This is a genomic window from Salmonella sp. SAL04162, assembly GCF_046551535.1.
Lineage (GTDB): Bacteria > Pseudomonadota > Gammaproteobacteria > Enterobacterales > Enterobacteriaceae > Salmonella > Salmonella enterica.
In genome coordinates this window covers 142,880-161,314 of record NZ_JBGDVX010000011.1, presented here as the reverse complement: position 1 = coordinate 161,314, position 18,435 = coordinate 142,880, and the positions used below count along the sequence as shown (strand labels likewise).

General features: G+C 51.3%; 14 protein-coding genes and 1 tRNA gene. 9 read left to right on the top strand and 6 right to left on the bottom strand.

The genetic code is table 11. From position 1 onward, the window contains the following. Nucleotides 1–72 precede the first annotated feature (72 nt). Entirely contained in the window at nucleotides 73–1,725 is a 1,653-nt protein-coding gene (locus tag ACLJRH_RS20080; RefSeq protein ID WP_023136737.1) for an alpha-keto acid decarboxylase family protein, read from the top strand. 19 nt (nucleotides 1,726–1,744) lie between these two features. Here ACLJRH_RS20080 and ACLJRH_RS20075 read toward each other — a convergent pair whose 3' ends face one another. Next, a complete protein-coding gene (locus ACLJRH_RS20075) occupies nucleotides 1,745–2,980 on the bottom strand; it encodes an ion channel protein (protein WP_000468928.1) in 1,236 nt (411 codons plus the stop codon). A 203-nt stretch (nucleotides 2,981–3,183) separates the two neighbouring features. On the opposite strand from ACLJRH_RS20075, the gene glk reads away from it, so the two are divergent. After that, entirely contained in the window at nucleotides 3,184–4,149 is a 966-nt protein-coding gene (gene glk / locus ACLJRH_RS20070; protein WP_000170372.1) for a glucokinase, read from the top strand. A 721-nt stretch (nucleotides 4,150–4,870) separates the two neighbouring features. Beyond that, a complete protein-coding gene (alaC, locus tag ACLJRH_RS20065) occupies nucleotides 4,871–6,109 on the top strand; it encodes an alanine transaminase (protein WP_000763118.1) in 1,239 nt (412 codons plus the stop codon). Between the two features lie 49 nt (nucleotides 6,110–6,158). Here alaC and ypdK read toward each other — a convergent pair whose 3' ends face one another. Continuing rightward, nucleotides 6,159–6,230 (bottom strand): membrane protein YpdK, encoded by a 72-nt coding sequence (gene ypdK, locus ACLJRH_RS20060; protein ID WP_010723117.1) that lies wholly within the window; start codon nucleotides 6,228–6,230, stop codon nucleotides 6,159–6,161. 402 nt (nucleotides 6,231–6,632) lie between these two features. Next, nucleotides 6,633–7,553 (bottom strand): kdo(2)-lipid IV(A) palmitoleoyltransferase, encoded by a 921-nt coding sequence (gene lpxP / locus ACLJRH_RS20055; RefSeq protein ID WP_000492778.1) that lies wholly within the window; start codon nucleotides 7,551–7,553, stop codon nucleotides 6,633–6,635. A 521-nt stretch (nucleotides 7,554–8,074) separates the two neighbouring features. Here lpxP and ACLJRH_RS20050 point away from each other — a divergent pair. Then, nucleotides 8,075–8,317, top strand: coding sequence for a YfdY family protein (locus ACLJRH_RS20050; protein WP_000639889.1), 243 nt, complete (start codon nucleotides 8,075–8,077; stop codon nucleotides 8,315–8,317). A gap of 275 nt (nucleotides 8,318–8,592) precedes the next feature. Here the strand turns inward: ACLJRH_RS20050 and pgtP are convergent, their stop codons facing one another. Continuing rightward, on the bottom strand, nucleotides 8,593–9,984 hold the full coding sequence (pgtP, locus tag ACLJRH_RS20045) for a phosphoglycerate transporter PgtP (protein ID WP_000955747.1): 1,392 nt from the start codon (nucleotides 9,982–9,984) through the stop codon (nucleotides 8,593–8,595). A gap of 435 nt (nucleotides 9,985–10,419) precedes the next feature. Here pgtP and pgtC point away from each other — a divergent pair, with 435 nt between their 5' ends. The 4 genes from pgtC to pgtE all read left to right on the top strand — a co-directional run bounded on the left by pgtC (nucleotide 10,420) and on the right by pgtE (nucleotide 16,059). Then, on the top strand, nucleotides 10,420–11,613 hold the full coding sequence (pgtC, locus tag ACLJRH_RS20040) for a phosphoglycerate transport regulator PgtC (protein WP_000467985.1): 1,194 nt from the start codon (nucleotides 10,420–10,422) through the stop codon (nucleotides 11,611–11,613). After that, nucleotides 11,610–13,616, top strand: coding sequence for a two-component system sensor histidine kinase PgtB (pgtB, locus tag ACLJRH_RS20035; RefSeq protein ID WP_000678493.1), 2,007 nt, complete (start codon nucleotides 11,610–11,612; stop codon nucleotides 13,614–13,616). The genes pgtC and pgtB overlap by 4 nt, the downstream gene beginning before the upstream one ends. Continuing rightward, nucleotides 13,606–14,853: a two-component system response regulator PgtA gene (gene pgtA, locus ACLJRH_RS20030; RefSeq protein WP_000930843.1), complete on the top strand. Its 1,248-nt coding sequence runs from the start codon at nucleotides 13,606–13,608 to the stop codon at nucleotides 14,851–14,853. The genes pgtB and pgtA overlap by 11 nt, the downstream gene beginning before the upstream one ends. Before the next feature lie 267 nt (nucleotides 14,854–15,120). After that, complete coding sequence (pgtE, locus tag ACLJRH_RS20025) at nucleotides 15,121–16,059, top strand: omptin family outer membrane protease PgtE (protein WP_000716004.1); 939 nt, start codon at nucleotides 15,121–15,123, stop codon at nucleotides 16,057–16,059. A gap of 156 nt (nucleotides 16,060–16,215) precedes the next feature. Here the strand turns inward: pgtE and ACLJRH_RS20020 are convergent. Together ACLJRH_RS20020 and ACLJRH_RS20015 are read right to left on the bottom strand one after the other, a co-directional pair. Continuing rightward, a tRNA-Arg gene (locus tag ACLJRH_RS20020) sits at nucleotides 16,216–16,290 on the bottom strand. A gap of 75 nt (nucleotides 16,291–16,365) precedes the next feature. After that, complete coding sequence (locus ACLJRH_RS20015; protein ID WP_023136738.1) at nucleotides 16,366–17,307, bottom strand: formate/nitrite transporter family protein; 942 nt, start codon at nucleotides 17,305–17,307, stop codon at nucleotides 16,366–16,368. Between the two features lie 288 nt (nucleotides 17,308–17,595). Here ACLJRH_RS20015 and mlaA point away from each other — a divergent pair, with 288 nt between their 5' ends. Next, nucleotides 17,596–18,351: a phospholipid-binding lipoprotein MlaA gene (gene mlaA, locus ACLJRH_RS20010; protein ID WP_000776789.1), complete on the top strand. Its 756-nt coding sequence runs from the start codon at nucleotides 17,596–17,598 to the stop codon at nucleotides 18,349–18,351. Nucleotides 18,352–18,435: the final 84 nt, after the last annotated feature.

Sequence of the window (18,435 nt, the reverse complement as noted above, 5' to 3'; positions counted from 1 at the left end):
CCTCACCGTGCTGGACAGCCATCGCCATTCCTTAATACTCAACATAATGTCAACGTCAGAAGGAAAGCTGTCATGCAAAACCCCTATACCGTGGCCGACTATTTGCTGGACAGACTGGCAGGATGCGGCATTGGCCATCTTTTTGGCGTACCGGGCGATTATAACTTGCAGTTTCTTGACCATGTGATTGACCACCCGACCTTGCGTTGGGTGGGATGCGCCAATGAGCTGAACGCCGCTTATGCCGCGGACGGTTATGCGCGCATGTCGGGCGCTGGAGCGCTACTCACCACCTTTGGCGTGGGAGAACTTAGCGCTATTAACGGTATCGCGGGCAGTTACGCGGAATATGTCCCGGTCTTGCATATCGTCGGCGCGCCCTGTAGCGCTGCGCAGCAGCGTGGCGAATTGATGCACCATACCCTCGGTGACGGCGATTTTCGTCATTTTTATCGCATGAGTCAGGCGATATCTGTTGCCAGCGCAATATTGGATGAACAGAACGCCTGTTTTGAGATTGACCGTGTATTGGGTGAAATGCTTGCCGCACGCAGGCCAGGATACATCATGTTGCCCGCCGACGTGGCGAAAAAAACGGCCATCCCGCCTACGGAGGCGCTGGCGTTGCCCGTGCATGAAGCGCAAAGCGGCGTGGAGACTGCTTTTCGTTACCACGCCCGTCAGTGCCTGATGAACAGTCGGCGCATTGCGCTATTGGCCGACTTTCTTGCCGGGCGTTTTGGTTTACGACCACTGTTGCAGCGCTGGATGGCGGAAACGCCCATCGCTCATGCGACACTACTGATGGGGAAGGGGCTTTTTGATGAGCAGCACCCGAACTTCGTTGGCACCTATAGCGCAGGCGCCAGCAGCAAAGAAGTGCGTCAGGCCATAGAGGACGCCGATAGGGTTATCTGCGTCGGCACCCGTTTTGTCGATACCCTTACGGCCGGATTTACCCAACAATTGCCGGCGGAACGCACGCTGGAGATTCAGCCTTACGCGTCGCGCATCGGCGAAACCTGGTTCAACCTCCCGATGGCGCAGGCGGTGTCTACGCTGCGCGAACTGTGCCTGGAATGCGCTTTTGCGCCGCCGCCGACGCGTTCCGCCGGACAGCCAGTGCGGATTGATAAGGGAGAACTGACCCAGGAAAGCTTCTGGCAAACTTTACAGCAGTATCTCAAACCCGGCGATATTGTCCTTGTCGACCAGGGGACCGCCGCCTTTGGCGCTGCCGCGCTGTCGCTTCCTGACGGCGCGGAAGTTGTGGTTCAGCCGCTGTGGGGGTCTATCGGCTATTCCTTGCCCGCCGCGTTTGGCGCGCAAACCGCCTGTCCCGATCGGCGGGTGATTCTGATTATCGGCGATGGCGCGGCGCAGCTCACGATTCAGGAGATGGGCTCGATGTTACGCGACGGGCAGGCGCCGGTCATCCTGCTGCTCAACAATGACGGCTATACCGTAGAGCGCGCCATTCACGGCGCGGCCCAGCGGTATAACGACATCGCGAGCTGGAACTGGACGCAGATACCACCGGCGCTAAACGCGGCGCAACAGGCGGAGTGCTGGCGGGTGACGCAGGCTATCCAACTGGCGGAGGTCCTCGAACGGCTGGCGCGCCCACAACGTCTGTCATTTATTGAAGTGATGTTGCCAAAAGCCGATCTGCCGGAATTACTGCGTACCGTGACCCGGGCGCTGGAAGCCCGCAACGGGGGATAATGGCCCCCGCTGCGCCGGATTAGGGTTCGTGACGGTTGGCGGCCAGCAACGGTTTTCCCGCCAGCAATAGCCAGGCGGGGAGCATCACAATGCAGAGCAGCGGCAGCAGATTGGTATCCGGTACGACAACTGCCGCCATAAACAGACTGAGCCAGCCATCACGCGTCACTACCAGCACTAAGCCAAGAATCGCGCAGGAGACGGTAATCGCCGCGGGTACGGCCTCAACATGAGCATGGAGCATGAGCCCCAGCGCCGCGCCGATAAACACAGCCGGAAAAATGCGCCCGCCGCGAAAGCCGCTCGCCGCCGCGATGACCAGCGCGGCGAGTTTGACGGCGGCTAAGGTAAAATAATCTCCCGCGCCCAACGTCTGGCTAAACGCCATTTGTTGCATTTCGTCCAGGCCTTTAAACAGGGTAAGCGGCCCGCCAATGACGCCCAGAATACCCAGTATAAAACCGCCAATGCCGAGAATCAGGACCGGATTTTTTAGTCGGTGCAGCAACTCATGCAGACGCGGAAGGCACCAGACGGCGACCATCCCTGCAGCAATGGCGATCGCCGCGACGATCGCTCCGCTGGCAATGTCCACCAGCCGCATCTGCGTGTAATGGGCGATGGGTAACGAAAAATGCGGATGAAAGAACAGGCTGGTAGTGAGTGACCCCGCCGCTGCCGCCATTAACGGCGCAAACAGGCGATCCCACATGGGAATATCGTTAGAGCCGCTAAGGGTTTGCGAAAAAATCAGCGCTGCGGCGACGGGCGTGCCGAATAGCGCGCCGATGGTGCCCGCTGAGGCCAGAATCGTCCAGTCTAACGCCGTGATACGCGGAAACAGGCGGGAACCGAAAGCCGCCGCCAGCGCGATATTTATTGTCATTATCGGATGCTCTGGCCCCAAACTTACCCCACCAGCAAGGCCGATGATTAAGGCGAGAAGCAGCCCGGGCAGCGCAGATGGCGAGACCGGCATACTGATTAACGGTTCGATGGCCGGATCGGGGCCAGCGTGTCCGGGACTGTAACGGATAATCAAACCCACCACGATCCCAGTTAGCGTGAGCATACCCACTATCCAGAACGGCGAATCATAAGCGATGCCGATGCTGGCGGGCAGTCGTTGCCAAAGAAATTGCTGAAAAACCGACGCGACTTTCATCGAGGCGATTAAAACCAGGCTTGACGCTACGCCAATAATCAGTGCGGGGAGCGACAGCAGCAGCATCGTTCGGGCACGCGGGTGGAACATAATCTCTTCCTTACACGGGGTCGTATACCTATTTTGCACAGCCTGCCCGACGGCATTGCTGCAATTGGTGCTGAAACAAGAAAGTAATTCTGTGATGAAGATCTATATTTATAGGCAGTCAGCCTGATGGCCGTTGTTGTTATGCCCCCATGAATTTACAGTGTGACAAAGACTTATTTTGACTTTAGCGGAGCAGTAGAAGAATGACAAAGTATGCTTTAGTAGGAGATGTAGGCGGCACGAATGCGCGTCTTGCCCTGTGTGATATCGCCAGTGGAGAAATCTCGCAGGCCAAAACGTATTCCGGCCTGGATTATCCCAGTCTTGAGGCCGTGGTGCGCGTTTATCTCGATGAGCATAGCGTCAACGTGGAAGATGGTTGTATCGCCATAGCCTGCCCGATTACCGGTGACTGGGTAGCGATGACTAACCATACCTGGGCTTTTTCTATTGCGGAAATGAAAAAAAATCTCGGCTTTAGCCATCTGGAAATCATCAACGATTTCACCGCCGTGTCGATGGCGATCCCGATGCTGAAAAAAGAGCATTTAATTCAGTTCGGCGGCGGCGAACCGGTAGACGGCAAACCTATTGCGGTGTATGGCGCGGGAACCGGCTTGGGCGTGGCGCATCTGGTGCATGTGGATAAGCGTTGGATTAGCCTTCCGGGCGAAGGCGGGCATGTCGATTTTGCGCCTAATAGCGAAGAAGAAGCTATGATTCTGGAAATATTGCGCGCCGAAATTGGCCATGTTTCCGCCGAGCGCGTGCTGTCTGGCCCGGGGCTGGTGAATCTTTACCGGGCGATTGTTAAGTCCGACAACCGTCTGCCGGAAAATCTGCGCCCGAAAGATATTACCGAACGCGCCCTGGCGGATAGCTGTATCGATTGTCGCCGCGCGTTGTCGCTCTTTTGCGTCATAATGGGGCGATTTGGCGGCGACCTGGCGTTAACCATGGGGACATTTGGCGGCGTTTATATCGCTGGCGGTATTGTCCCGCGCTTCCTGGAATTTTTTAAAGCGTCCGGCTTCCGTGGTGGCTTTGAAGATAAAGGCCGCTTTAAAGATTATGTACACGGTATTCCGGTCTATCTGATTGTCCATGATAACCCTGGCTTGTTAGGTTCCGGCGCGCATCTGCGCCAGACATTAGGTCATATTCTATAAGCCAGATGGTGGCATAAACGCCTTATCCGGCCTACAAAAGTGTGTCATCTGTAGGCCTGATAAGCGCAGCGTCATCAGGCAATTAAACATTCTCTTGTCAGTCTCAAACCGCGTGCCTCACGCGGTTTTTTTCATTGCCGTTCCTGTGCATGAATACTTCAACTGACTGAATTATTTCACTTTACTCTTGCTGAGCGAAAGGTCAAACACCAGCGCGTTGAGTCATCACGTCATGGCGGTTAGTCAGGCGAAAACAGGGATTTATTTTATTATACGTACCCGGTTCGCTGCCTTATTTACGGTTTTATCGCGGCATCTTGCCGGAAAGGATCTTTATTTTCGGGGAAATGTCTCTGAAAAATACCGCAATATGACATGATCGAATACCATTAGCGTTAGTAAGGGTTTTGATTAAAGAGGAAAAACCACAAAATCAAAAGGGGATTATTTGAGATAAGGTTTATTGACAGGAAATTATCGTCGGCTGCGCCACGTTACGTAAATTCAAAGATATCAATTTGTTAATAATATTGTTTTTTTTGATGTTATAACTGACACGCTTAAAAAGTAAGTTTTTACGCTTGTTCCTCTTTTTTGTCGCTAAAAATATTTTCATTAGCCTCTCGACAGGAAGAAAATTTTCAGGCTATTTTCTAAAGGAGCCACCATCGTGGCAGCGTCGCTCGGACGGTCCGGGCGCTAACGTTAATCTGAGGATATTATGGCTGACTTCCGCCCTGAACGTCGCTTTACGCGTATCGATCGCCTTCCGCCCTATGTTTTTAACATCACCGCTGAACTCAAAATGGCTGCGCGTCGGCGCGGCGAAGATATTATTGATTTCAGTATGGGTAATCCTGATGGCGCAACCCCTCCCCACATTGTCGAAAAACTTTGCACCGTCGCGCAGCGTCCGGATACGCACGGTTATTCCACGTCTCGCGGCATACCGCGTTTACGCCGCGCGATTTCTCACTGGTATCAGGAACGTTATGATGTCGATATCGATCCGGAAACCGAAGCGATTGTGACCATCGGTTCCAAAGAGGGACTGGCGCATTTAATGCTGGCGACGCTGGATCATGGTGATACGGTACTGGTGCCGAACCCCAGTTACCCGATTCATATCTATGGCGCCGTTATCGCCGGGGCGCAGGTGCGTTCGGTTCCATTGGTAGAGGGGGTGGATTTCTTCAACGAGCTGGAGCGCGCTATTCGCGAAAGTTATCCGAAACCGAAAATGATGATTTTGGGTTTTCCGTCTAACCCTACGGCCCAGTGCGTCGAACTGGAATTTTTTGAAAAAGTGGTCGCTCTGGCTAAACGTTATGATGTGCTGGTGGTGCACGATCTGGCGTATGCCGATATCGTGTACGACGGCTGGAAAGCGCCATCCATTATGCAGGTGCCTGGCGCACGCGACGTGGCGGTCGAATTTTTCACGCTGTCGAAAAGCTATAATATGGCGGGCTGGCGTATTGGGTTTATGGTGGGCAATAAAACCCTGGTCAGCGCGCTGGCGCGCATTAAAAGTTATCACGATTATGGCACCTTTACCCCGCTTCAGGTGGCGGCTATCGCCGCTCTGGAAGGCGATCAGCAGTGCGTGCGCGATATCGCCGAGCAGTATAAACGTCGTCGCGATGTGCTGGTGAAGGGGCTGCATGAGGCGGGCTGGATGGTTGAAATGCCGAAAGCCTCAATGTACGTCTGGGCGAAAATCCCGGAGCAATATGCGGCGATGGGATCGCTTGAGTTTGCCAAGAAGCTGCTGAATGAGGCGAAGGTTTGCGTTTCTCCAGGGATAGGCTTTGGTGATTATGGCGACACCCATGTACGCTTTGCATTAATAGAGAATCGCGACCGCATTCGCCAGGCCGTCAGAGGGATTAAAGCGATGTTCCGCGCCGATGGCGTGCTGCCGTCACATCCAAAACCCGTTGAGGCGAGCACGGAGTAGAAAAGCAAACAGGAGCCCCATGGCTCCTGTTTTTCTTTGCATTGTACTTTTAAATCATCAGGGCGAAAGTACCGGCCCAAACGATGACCATAAATGAAATGCCCATAAAGAAATATTTCACGTTTCATCTCTCCGCGTACCTGTCGTACGCCTAAATGAACTTACACTTACCTGATTATAGAGAGTTGATGCCGGACAATACGAAATTGAGAATTATTCGTGTTTCGACCGCCTGCATCACCTCAGAATTCTGCGCGTCATCGCTCCAGACGGCGCTAATGTACGCCTAAAAATGAGGTGAAACAAGAGGCATTTTCTTATTTACTTTTAGTAACTTACAAGTGTCGGGAATCGGCGACAGTTTAATTTCTGACAGTGATGAATCGCTATTGAGCGACGCCGCCGACACAGTAAAAAATCGCCTGTAAACAGGAGACTTATCGCTAAAAGCAGGAATGAGTAATTTACGATATGAATATTATGACAATGCGAAATGCCAAAATAAAAGGCCTTGCGGCCTTTTTCAGATGTAGAGTGACGCTTCCCCCAACGGGCGAGTCTTGAAACGGCGATGGATCCAGAGATATTGCTCCGGGGCGCGCATGATCTCTTTCTCAATAATTTTATTCATATAGGCAGCGGCTTGATTTTCATCTGCCGGGTAACCTTCCATTTCAGGGGTAATATACAGACGATAACCCGAGTTATCGGATTTCCTGACCATTGTAACGGTCAACATGGCGGCACCAGACAGCCTGGACAGTACATAGGTGCCGTTGGTGGTGGCGACGTTTTCAACCGCGAAAAATGGCGCAAAGGAGCTGCCTTTAGGGCCGTAGTCCTGGTCGGGAGCAAACCAAACGGCTTCCCCTTTTTTTAGCGCGCCCACAATGCCGCGCAGATTGTTTCTGCCGATCATCGCTTTATTTGAGCGCATACGACCGCGCGTCTGCACCCACTCCATGAGCGGATTGTTATGCGGACGATAGGTCGCCATCATCGGCTGGCAGAGACCCATTACCCGGCCTCCCAATTCCAGCGACATAAAATGCACGCCAACGACCATTACGCCGCGATTTTGCGCCTGCGCACGGGTAAGGTTGTCCAGCCCGTCCACATCAAACCATTTGCGAACCCGGCTATCAGGCCAGAACCAGGCCATGCCCGTTTCAAGCAGCGCCATGCCAAGAGAGTGGAAATTCTCGGCGATCAGTTTTTCCCTTTCTTCCCGGGAGAGGGTCGGAAAACAGAGTTCAATATTTTTCTGGGCGATCGACTCACGTCGCTTCAGGAAGGGGCGCGCCAGTTTACCGGTGCGGGTGCCCAGAAAACGCAAAACCGGGTAGGGAAGCTGCACCAGTAACCAGAGGACGCCAACGCCAAACCACGTCAGCCAGTAGCGCGGGTGCAAAAACGCGCGTGAAAATTTGCTTTGAGAAAACATAAAATACCTTCTGTAGATACGAAAATAATGTATCGCAGAAGAGTCATTATCCGCAGCGGTACACTCTGAAATACGCATCATCCTTCAAGTTGCGTTCTCTTATCCGAAGCACTTACTTGAGTAAGCCCATCAGGGTAACTTGAATGATTTGCGTATAGTTAGGCCATCATGTACGACAATGGTTCCCGTAAGGAGTGTAAAACTAAGTCAGTACTAAACCACGAGGGCATGAACGCCAGGCAGGCTAATGTACCACCAGTTATTTACTCGCGCCCAGAAATTCTTTATCAAGAAGCGTAAATATTTCTTCCGTAGCAAAAATAAGCTAATCATTATTTTTAATGCATTGTTTTTACAGTAATAATTTTATTTCAGACGAAGGTTATTGAAAAATGATTAGAAAAATAAAATGTGAGATAAATGTTATGGAAATGACGTGCTGATAAGGTTTATCTTAAAGGAGAAGTGAGAGGGACTGTAAGGCTATATGGAAGCCTTGCCATAGACAGGAGGTATTATAGATGATCTATTTATGGACATTTCTTGCAATAAGTATACTTGCCGTGAGTGGCTATATCGGTCAGGTGATGGGGGCTTTTTCTGCGGTTTCTTCTTTTACGGGAATGGTTATCCTTGCCGCGCTGATTTATTTACTCAATGTATGGCTGCAGGATGGCGATGACATCGTTAGCGGATTATTGCTTTTTCTCGCACCGGCATGTGGGTTAATTATTCGCTTTATGGTGGGATACGGTAAGCGTTAGTCAGTAGATACCCTTCATACTTCAAGTTGCTTATGTGTTGGCTACGGATTACTCGACCCATCCATGGGCCTCGCCCTGACGGGCCGTCGCACGCGACGTTCAAATCTGCTCCCGGCAGATTTGTCGCTCACCCCAGTCACATCGTTATCTATGCTCCTGGGGACTCACTCCCTTGCCGCCTTTAAGCAACTCGAATTATTTTGGGTATATACGATGTCAGCGAATAGATAGCGCCGACAATGTCGGCGCTTCTGTTCCCCGGGAAGGCTAATCGTTTATTGCGCGTCTGCAAGCTGCAGCGAGTCCTGATTATGTAACGCATTCTGGCGCTGACGTTCTAGTTCCAGCGCGCCGCGATGGGAGAGGTAACAGAATAGAATGCAGCACACGATACCGCCCATCAGAAGATAAAATCCGCCGTACCAGCCCAGTTTATCCACCATGACGCCAAACAGGCTGGTGCCCAACGAGGCGCCGAAAATATAGCTCATGAACCCACGTAATCCGACGGCGGAACCTACGGCAAAGCTGGGGACTATCTCCATTGTCTGTACGGACGCGAGGAATTGCGGGACGTAAATCAGACAACCTACAATGGCGGCGAAAATCGTTACCATCAGCAAAGATTCACTTTTCCAGTATCCGATCAGACAGACAAAAATCAGCGCCATGCAAATCATGGCTAACGGCATTCTGCGGCCCTTAAACAGTTTATCTGACAGCCAGCCTGCCAGTAGCGTAGAGGGAATCGCCGCCCATTCGAAAAAGAGAAACGCGACGCTCATCTGTTCTTTTGAAAAGTGTTTTACTGTCAACAGATAGATAGGCAACCAGCTAATCATGCCAAACCGCACCATATAGACGAAGACATCCACCAGCGAAATATACCAGGCATTTTTATTGCGCAGCACATAAGTACAGAAGATTTGCCATGCGCTCATATTTTCCGGCGCTTTTGCCGTATTCTTCGTTTTCAGTACGACTTTTTCTTCCGGCATCATCTGTTCCAGGGAGGGAAGACCTTCTTCGCGCGGCGAACCTTTTCCCAATACCAGAACAATTAAGGCAAAAATGACGGCGACGCAGGCCGGAACGATATAACTGGCGCTTTGCCAGTGTTCGCTGCCCAATATCGCAAAAGCCGCACCGACGATAGGCGCGACGATCCCGCCGCCAACGTTATGCGAGATATTCCAGAAGGCGCCTACGCGTCCGCGTTCCCGGCGAGGGAACCAGTTTGCAATGGTAATAAACGAGGGGCCGACGCCCATGCCCTGAAAAAGGCCATTGAAGACCACCAGAGCGGCAAATATCCAGAATGCGCTACTGAATCCCAGCCCAACGTTAACAATCGCGCAGAGTACCAGACCGCACGCCATGAAGACTTTTGGGCTGGCTTTATCCGCCAGACTGCTCATTACGCCTTTACTGATTCCGTAAGCAATAAGCATACAGCTACTCAGCAGGCCGATTTGCGTAGCGCTGAGATCCAATTGCTCTTTTAAATAAGGCGTCGATAATGTGAAGTTGTTTCTGACTATATAGTAAGCGAGATATCCCAGAAATACGCTTAACAATGCCTGTATACGATATCGACCATACGTAGCCTGGACTTTTTCCGGTGGGACTTTATGCGCCGATTGCCCTGTTTTTAATATTGTTAACATGGAGTCACCTGTATTTTATAGTGAGATGAACATCAGGAGGTTTTGTCGGTAGAGTGAAAGGAGTGACAATAAAATTCAAGTCGAAGAAATGTGTCAAAATTGACTCAATTGGGTGAATTTAAAGGTTATTTTTGACCCATCCTGAAGGGGGTGGTGAAACTTTAATTATTGGCATGGCCGTTTTATCGTTAGCATGTGCGGATATTAACAAATTTGCTGCCAGTAATCTGATACGCTTTATTGATGTTTTCGAGCGACGGACCCGTTATTATTCAAATAACGCTGTTCTGGATGCCAACAGAAATAAAAGGGTAAGTTTTGTCTCAATATTTTCTTTATGTGATATCGATATTTATGAACGGGATCACAAATCGACTTTTCTCATGCTGTGGTCGTTTCGCCAGAGTGGGCGCTTTTACGCTATGGCTGGCGGCGATGTTCGGTTCTTGCCAGGCGTACAGCCGCGAGCTGGTGATGGCAACGACCTTTTCACCCAGCGCGACCGCCTGGATTATCCAGCGCTGGCAGACGGAGCCGGGTTCCGTCATGATTCGTACGCTCAACCGCACCAGCGGTTCTTTAGAGCAATTACTTGATACGGCGAATGCGGAAAATGTCGATCTGATCCTGACGTCATCCCCCATGCTGTTGCAACACCTTCAGGAGCACCAAAAGCTGGCGCTATTAGATAGCGCGCCTGCCGCCAGCCAGAAGCTGGTGCCGCGTTCTATCCGCTCAACTTCAGTGGCGGTAGCGGTATCCGGATTTGGGCTATTGATCAATCGTTCAGCGCTCGCTGCGCGCCATCTTCCGCCGCCTGCCGACTGGCAGGATATGGGCCTGCCCAGTTACCAGGGCGCTCTATTAATGAGCAGTCCGTCACGCTCAGACACCAATCATTTGATGGTGGAGTCGCTGTTGCAGCAAAAAGGCTGGACGGCAGGATGGGCGACGCTGCTGGCAATCTCGGGTAATTTGGTCACGATTTCCTCTCGCAGTTTCGGCGTAGCGGATAAAATCAAAAGCGGGCTTGGCGTTGCCGGGCCGGTCATTGATAACTATGCTAATTTGCTACTTAACGATCCTAATCTTACTTTTACCTATTTCCCGTATTCTGCGGTGTCGCCCACTTACGTCGCGGTGTTGAAAAACAGCCGTCATGCAGACGAAGCGCGTGCTTTTATTCATTACTTATTAAGTCCGAAAGGGCAAAGGATACTGGCTGACGCGAATACCGGTAAGTATCCCGTCGCACCGCTTAGCGCCGATAATCCTCGCGCCGCGCAACAACAGCGTTTGATGGCCCAGCCGCCGTTGAACTATCGTCTGATCCTGAAGCGTCAGCAACTGGTACAACGCATGTTTGATACCGCGATCAGTTTTCGTCTCGCGCAGCTTAAAGATGCATGGCGAGCGTTGCACAGCGCAGAAACGCGGCTTAAACGCCCCTTACCTGAAATCAGAGCCTTATTGACCAGCGTCCCGGTGGATGCGGCAAGCAGCGAAGATGAAACCTGGCTGGCGCAGTTTGATAATAAAAGCTTTGCCGAACAAAAAATGATGGAGTGGCAGATCTGGTTTCTGAACAATCAGCGGCTGGCGATTCACAAACTGGAAGAGCTGAAATGAAGGGGAGATTATTGCAACGGCTTCGTCAGCTCAGTATCAGCAACAGTTTACGGGGCGCATTTTTAACTGGCGCATTACTGACGCTGATTGTCAGTATGGTCAGCCTTTATTCCTGGCATGAGCAAAGTTCGCAGGTTCGCTATTCGCTTGATGAATATTTTCCTCGCATCCACTCCGCTTTTTTAATTGAGGGGAACCTGAATCTGGCCGTGGATCAGCTCAATGAATTTTTGCTGGCGCCGAACACGACGGTACGTTTGCAGTTACGTACGCAGATTATTCAGCATCTGGATAAGATTGAGCGTCTGAGTCAGGGGCTTCAGCTTGCTGAGCGCCGGCAACTGGCCGTCATTTTACAGGATAGCCGGACCTTGCTGGCGGAGCTGGACAACGCCCTCTACAACATGTTTTTGGTGCGGGAGAAAGTCAGCGAGCTTTCCGCTCGTATTGACTGGCTCCATGATGATTTCACCACGGAGCTAAATTCGCTGGTACAGGATTTTACCTGGCAGCAGGGGACGCTGCTCGATCAAATTGAGGCGAATCAGGGCGATGCAGCGCAGTACTTGCAACGTTCGCGCGAGGTGCAGAACGAGCAGCAACAGGTATATACCCTGGCGCGAATTGAAAATCAGATTGTTGACGACCTGCGCGACAGATTGAATGAGCTCAAGTCCGGCAATAATGACGGGATGTTGGTGGAGACCCATATTCGCTATCTGGAAAACCTAAAAAAAACGGCGGATGAGAATATTCGTGCGCTGGATGACTGGCCCAGTACGATCACGCTGCGGCAAACCATCGACGAACTATTGGAAATCGGGATGGTAAAAAATAAGATGCCCGATACCATGCGCGATTATGTTGCGGCGCAAAAAGCCTTACTGGACGCCAGCCGCGCCAGAGAGGCTACGCTAGGGCGCTTTCGCACGCTGCTTGAGGCGCAGTTAGGTAGTAGTCACCAGCAAATGCAGACGTTCAATCAACGCCTGGAACAGATTGTTCGCGTTAGCGGCGGGCTTATTTTAGTGGCGACGCTCCTGGCATTGCTGCTGGCCTGGGGACTCAACCACTATTTTATCCGTTCCCGGCTGGTAAAGCGTTTTACCGCGCTTAATCAGGCTGTGGTACAGATAGGGCTGGGGAGAACCGACTCGACTATCCCGGTTTACGGGCGCGATGAGCTAGGACGGATAGCCCGTTTGCTACGTCATACGCTGGGCCAGCTCAATATGCAACGCAGGCAGCTTGAACAAGAGGTCGCCGAGCGCAAAGAGATAGAAGCCGACCTGCGCGCCATGCAGGATGAGTTGATTCAGACGGCGAAACTGGCGGTAGTCGGCCAGACCATGACCACGCTGGCGCATGAAATTAACCAGCCGCTGAATGCGCTTTCAATGTATTTATTTACGGCGGGACGCGCGATTGAACAAGGTCAGAGCGGACAGGCGAGAAATACGCTCACCAAAGCGGAAGGGCTCATTAACCGGATTGACGCCATTATCCGTTCGCTGCGGCAGTTTACCCGCCGGGCGGAGCTGGAAACGCCATTGTATCCCGTTGATCTGCGCCAAACCTTTGTGGCGGCATGGGAGTTATTAGCCATGCGCCACCAATCCCGGCAGGGAGCGCTTTCACTGCCAACCGACACCGTATGGGTTAGCGGCGATGAAGTGCGTATTCAGCAGGTTCTGGTGAATGTGCTGGCGAATGCGCTTGACGCCTGTTCGCATGATGCGGCGATCGCGGTGACGTGGCAGACGCAGGGAGAGGCGCTGGAGGTTTATATTGCAGATAACGGCCCTGGCTGGCCTGTGGCGCTGTTGCCCTCTTTACTCAAGCCATTTACTACCAGTAAAGCTGTCGGATTGGGTATTGGGCTGTCGATTAGCGTGTCGCTGATGGCGCAAATGAAGGGCGACCTGCGTCTGGCGTCGACGCTGACGCGTAACGCTTGCGTGGTGCTGCAATTCTCGGTAACGGATGTCGATGATGTTGAATGATGAATGTTCTATTTTGCTGATTGATGATGACGTTGATGTACTTGACGCCTATACCCAAATGCTTGAGCAGGCAGGCTACCGCGTGCGTGGCTTTACCCATCCTTTCGAGGCCAAAGAGTGGGTAAAAGCGGATTGGGAGGGGATCGTTTTGAGCGATGTATGTATGCCGGGGTGTTCCGGTATCGATCTTATGACGCTGTTTCATCAGGATGACGATCAACTGCCAATCTTATTGATTACCGGACATGGCGATGTACCGATGGCGGTTGATGCGGTGAAAAAGGGCGCCTGGGATTTTCTGCAAAAACCCGTCGATCCGGGCAAGCTGTTGATATTAATTGAAGACGCGCTACGCCAGCGCCGGTCGGTCATTGCACGGCGGCAATATTGCCAGCAGACGTTACAGGTTGAACTGATTGGGCGCAGCGAGTGGATGAATCAGTTTCGACAACGGTTACAACAACTGGCGGAAACGGACATTGCCGTATGGTTTTACGGTGAGCATGGCACTGGACGTATGACTGGCGCCCGTTATCTCCATCAACTGGGGCGTAACGCGAAAGGGCCGTTTGTACGCTATGAACTCACGCCGGAGAATGCCGGGCAGTTGGAGACATTCATCGACCAGGCGCAAGGAGGTACGCTGGTGTTGAGTCATCCCGAATATCTGACACGCGAACAGCAGCACCATCTGGCGCGTTTACAAAGCCTGGAGCATCGGCCTTTTCGTTTGGTGGGCGTTGGCAGCGCTTCGCTGGTGGAGCAGGCGGCAGCTAACCAGATTGCGGCCGAGCTTTACTACTGTTTCGCCATGACCCAAATCGCCTGCCAGTCTCTTTCTCAGCGACCGGATGATATCGAGCCGTTATTTCGCCATTATCTTCGAAAAGCCTGCCTGCGACTCAATCATCCAGTGCCGGAAATAGCGGGGGAATTACTGAAAGGAATAATGCGACGCGCCTGGCCAAGCAATGTGCGCGAACTGGCTAATGCGGCAGAGCTTTTTGCTGTTGGCGTGCTGCCGCTGGCGGAAACGGTCAACCCGCAGTTGCTTCTTCAGGAGCCGACCCCGCTTGACCGGCGCGTTGAAGAGTATGAGCGACAAATTATTACCGAAGCATTAAATATTCATCAGGGACGAATTAATGAAGTGGCGGAGTACCTGCAAATTCCCCGTAAAAAACTTTATCTGCGCATGAAAAAATATGGTTTAAGTAAAGAGCATTATAAATTCTGATATTACAGTTACTTTCAATCTGGCTGACAACATCAGCAACGATGTCGTTAGCCAGATAACGCCGCATCACCGTAATGGTAAATCATTCCATCATGATTATAGCTTGCTTATTATTCTCCTGAGCATCGAATTCTATTTCTTAACTTCAATATAAAGTAAAAATGCGTCAATTTCTCTGGCGTAATAAATGTACTCTTGTCCGACGATTTGACAAGATGAAAACTTCATTACCTCTCCAGATTACATCTGAATATGAGGACAAGAGAAATGAAAAAACATGCTATTGCAGTAATGATGATCGCCGTATTTTCTGAGTCGGCTTATGCGGAGTCTACCTTATTTATTCCGGACGTCTCTCCTGAGAGCGTCACGACATCCCTTTCCGTGGGAGTGTTAAATGGTAAATCCAGGGAGCTGGTTTATGATACCGACACCGGGCGGAAGCTGAGTCAACTGGACTGGAAAATAAAAAATGTCGCCACGTTGCAGGGGGATTTATCATGGGAACCCTATTCGTTCATGACGCTGGACGCCCGCGGCTGGACGTCTTTGGCGTCGGGATCTGGTCATATGGTTGACCATGACTGGATGAGCAGTGAGCAGCCAGGCTGGACCGATCGTTCAATTCATCCGGACACCAGCGTCAACTATGCTAATGAATACGATTTGAACGTGAAAGGTTGGTTATTGCAGGGCGATAACTACAAGGCGGGCGTAACAGCGGGCTATCAGGAAACCCGTTTTAGCTGGACGGCAAGAGGCGGGTCTTATATTTATGATAATGGTCGATATATTGGTAATTTTCCTCATGGCGTGCGCGGCATAGGTTATAGCCAGCGTTTCGAAATGCCCTATATCGGGCTGGCGGCTGATTATCGTATTAATGACTTTGAGTGTAATGTACTGTTTAAATACAGCGACTGGGTAAATGCGCATGATAATGACGAACACTACATGCGCAAACTTACCTTCCGTGAAAAAACGGAAAATTCACGATATTATGGCGCTTCTATTGACGCCGGATATTATATTACCAGTAATGCAAAAATCTTTGCTGAGTTTGCTTACAGTAAATATGAAGAAGGTAAGGGCGGTACGCAAATCATAGATAAAACCAGCGGTGATACGGCTTATTTTGGTGGCGATGCCGCAGGTATAGCTAATAATAACTATACGGTTACCGCGGGGTTGCAGTACCGCTTCTAGACCACATCAGGATGTCATCGGTCATAACCGGCCGATGACGACTTTTTGCTGAACGTATGGCATGTCCGGTGATATTGCATAGGGGCAATAAAAGCAACATGAAAGGGGAACCGCTCGAAAGGTTATGCAGCAAGAAGAGAATGTCCTGGGTATCAATGGTGTCCCCTGCAGGAATCGAACCTGCAACTAGCCCTTAGGAGGGGCTCGTTATATCCATTTAACTAAGGGGACAACACGGCGCCAGTATAGCGTTTTTTATTCGCCGGAGTAAGTGTAGCGCCGCCTGACTGGTTAAACCGTCGCCACTCAGCGCTGTTTTTCCGCTTTTTTCCGCTCCCGTTCCAGGCGCTCGCCGCGTAGCCTCGCTTCTTCCTTACGCTTATTGCTCATATCGTTGCGGATCTGCGCGTGGCTCATCAATGCGAAAATAAAGGTGCCGCCGCAGATATTTCCGGCAAGTGTGGGAAGGGCGAAGGGCCAGAGAAAGTCGCTCCAGGGCAGCGTGCCGTTGAAAACCAAATACAAAATTTCAACGGAACCGACGACAATATGGGTGGTATCGCCCAGCGCGATAAGCCAGGTCATCAAAATAATGACCACAATCTTTGCCCCGCCTGCAGCAGGAAACATCCATACCATTGTGGCGATGATCCAGCCAGAGATAATCGCGTTGGCAAACATCTCCGTTGGGCTATTTTTCATGACCTCCATACCAATTTTGACAAAGGCGTCGCGGGTCTCTTCATCAAATATAGGCATATATTTAAATGCCCACGCCGCAACCCCGGTGCCAATAAGGTTGCCCAATAAGACTACGCCCCATAAGCGCATCAGCAGGCCAACGTTACTCAGAGTGGGATTTTGCATTACCGGCAATACGGCAGTAACGGTATTTTCAGTAAATAATTGCTGGCGGGCCATGATGACAATGATAAAACCAAAGGTATAGCCGAGATTTTCCAGTAAAAAGCCGCCGGGAACGCCTTCAAGCTGCACGTGGAAAATTCCTTTCGCCAGGAGTGATGCCCCCATAGAAAGTCCTGCGGCAATGGCTGACCAGAGCAAAGCCATCGCATCGCGTTCCATCTCTTTTTCACCATCCTGGCGAATATGTTCATGAATCGCCATGGCGCGGGAGGGAAGACGATCTTCATCCACTTCAATCTCTTTACCGCTTTGTTTTTCTTCGCTTTCAACTTCCAGGTCACTGCTGTGCCGGTTAATTTTATCGTCGTTAAGGCTATCCATGATGATCCCTGCTGATTAACACATATTAATAAAGCGTAGCGGTTTTTCATTTACCCAGGCCGGGGCATTCTCCGAAAAAATAAAAATGATCACACTCGTTTTTATCTGTTTCGTTAGAATGGGGCAGTCACGTTGTTGCGTTACCAGGCTATGCTCAGAGCAATGAGATCGCGCATATAGACATCGTTTGACGTGCTGTTAAAATCGCTCACACCTAAACAGGCGGATACGGTAGCGTTCCGTCATGGATGGCAATCAGCGATAGCCATAATTCACAGGGAGACATCTATGAAGCTTCGCCTGTCGGCGCTGGCGCTGGGAACCACACTGCTGGTCGGGTGTGCGAGTTCCGGTACAGAACAGCAGGGGCGTTCAGACCCATTTGAAGGGTTTAACCGCACCATGTACAACTTCAACTTTAATGTGCTGGACCCGTATGTTGTTCGGCCGGTCGCGGTCGCCTGGCGTGATTATGTTCCACAGCCTGCGCGTAACGGTTTAAGTAATTTCACCGGCAACCTCGAAGAACCGGCGATCATGGTGAACTATTTCCTGCAGGGCGATCCTTATCAGGGTATGGTGCATTTCACCCGTTTCTTCCTGAACACCTTATTAGGGATGGGCGGCTTTATTGACGTCGCGGGAATGGCGAATCCTAAGCTGCAGCGCGTTGAACCGCATCGCTTTGGCAGTACTCTGGGCCATTATGGCGTGGGGTATGGGCCTTATGTGCAACTTCCGTTCTACGGCAGCTTCACGCTGCGTGAAGATGGCGGGGATATGGCGGATACCTTGTATCCGGTGCTCTCGTGGTTGACCTGGCCAATGTCCATAGGAAAATGGACTATCGAAGGGATAGAAACCCGCGCGCAGTTGCTGGACTCCGATGGTTTGCTACGTCAGTCTTCCGATCCTTATATTATGGTGCGCGAGGCGTACTTCCAGCGTCATGACTTTATCGCCAATGGCGGAAAACTCAAGCCGCAGGAAAACCCGAACGCGCAGGCGATTCAGGACGAACTCAAAGAGATCGACTCGGAATAAACGGCAGTAAATAAAAAGGTGAGCGCAATGCTCACCTTTTTGATCCGCTTCAGAAAGAGATTAGAACGCGTAGTTAAAGTTAGT

Excerpts from the sequence above, each read along its gene's own strand:
- ACLJRH_RS20080 (WP_023136737.1), top strand. The coding sequence starts at position 73 with ATGCAAAACCCCTATACCGTGGCCGACTATTTGCTGGACAGACTGGCA.
- ACLJRH_RS20075 (WP_000468928.1), bottom strand. The coding sequence starts at position 2,980 with ATGTTCCACCCGCGTGCCCGAACGATGCTGCTGCTGTCGCTCCCCGCA.
- glk (WP_000170372.1), top strand. The coding sequence starts at position 3,184 with ATGACAAAGTATGCTTTAGTAGGAGATGTAGGCGGCACGAATGCGCGT.
- alaC (WP_000763118.1), top strand. The coding sequence starts at position 4,871 with ATGGCTGACTTCCGCCCTGAACGTCGCTTTACGCGTATCGATCGCCTT.
- lpxP (WP_000492778.1), bottom strand. The coding sequence starts at position 7,553 with ATGTTTTCTCAAAGCAAATTTTCACGCGCGTTTTTGCACCCGCGCTAC.
- ACLJRH_RS20050 (WP_000639889.1), top strand. The coding sequence starts at position 8,075 with ATGATCTATTTATGGACATTTCTTGCAATAAGTATACTTGCCGTGAGT.
- pgtP (WP_000955747.1), bottom strand. The coding sequence starts at position 9,984 with ATGTTAACAATATTAAAAACAGGGCAATCGGCGCATAAAGTCCCACCG.
- pgtC (WP_000467985.1), top strand. The coding sequence starts at position 10,420 with ATGTTCGGTTCTTGCCAGGCGTACAGCCGCGAGCTGGTGATGGCAACG.
- pgtB (WP_000678493.1), top strand. The coding sequence starts at position 11,610 with ATGAAGGGGAGATTATTGCAACGGCTTCGTCAGCTCAGTATCAGCAAC.
- pgtA (WP_000930843.1), top strand. The coding sequence starts at position 13,606 with ATGTTGAATGATGAATGTTCTATTTTGCTGATTGATGATGACGTTGAT.
- pgtE (WP_000716004.1), top strand. The coding sequence starts at position 15,121 with ATGAAAAAACATGCTATTGCAGTAATGATGATCGCCGTATTTTCTGAG.
- ACLJRH_RS20015 (WP_023136738.1), bottom strand. The coding sequence starts at position 17,307 with ATGGATAGCCTTAACGACGATAAAATTAACCGGCACAGCAGTGACCTG.
- mlaA (WP_000776789.1), top strand. The coding sequence starts at position 17,596 with ATGAAGCTTCGCCTGTCGGCGCTGGCGCTGGGAACCACACTGCTGGTC.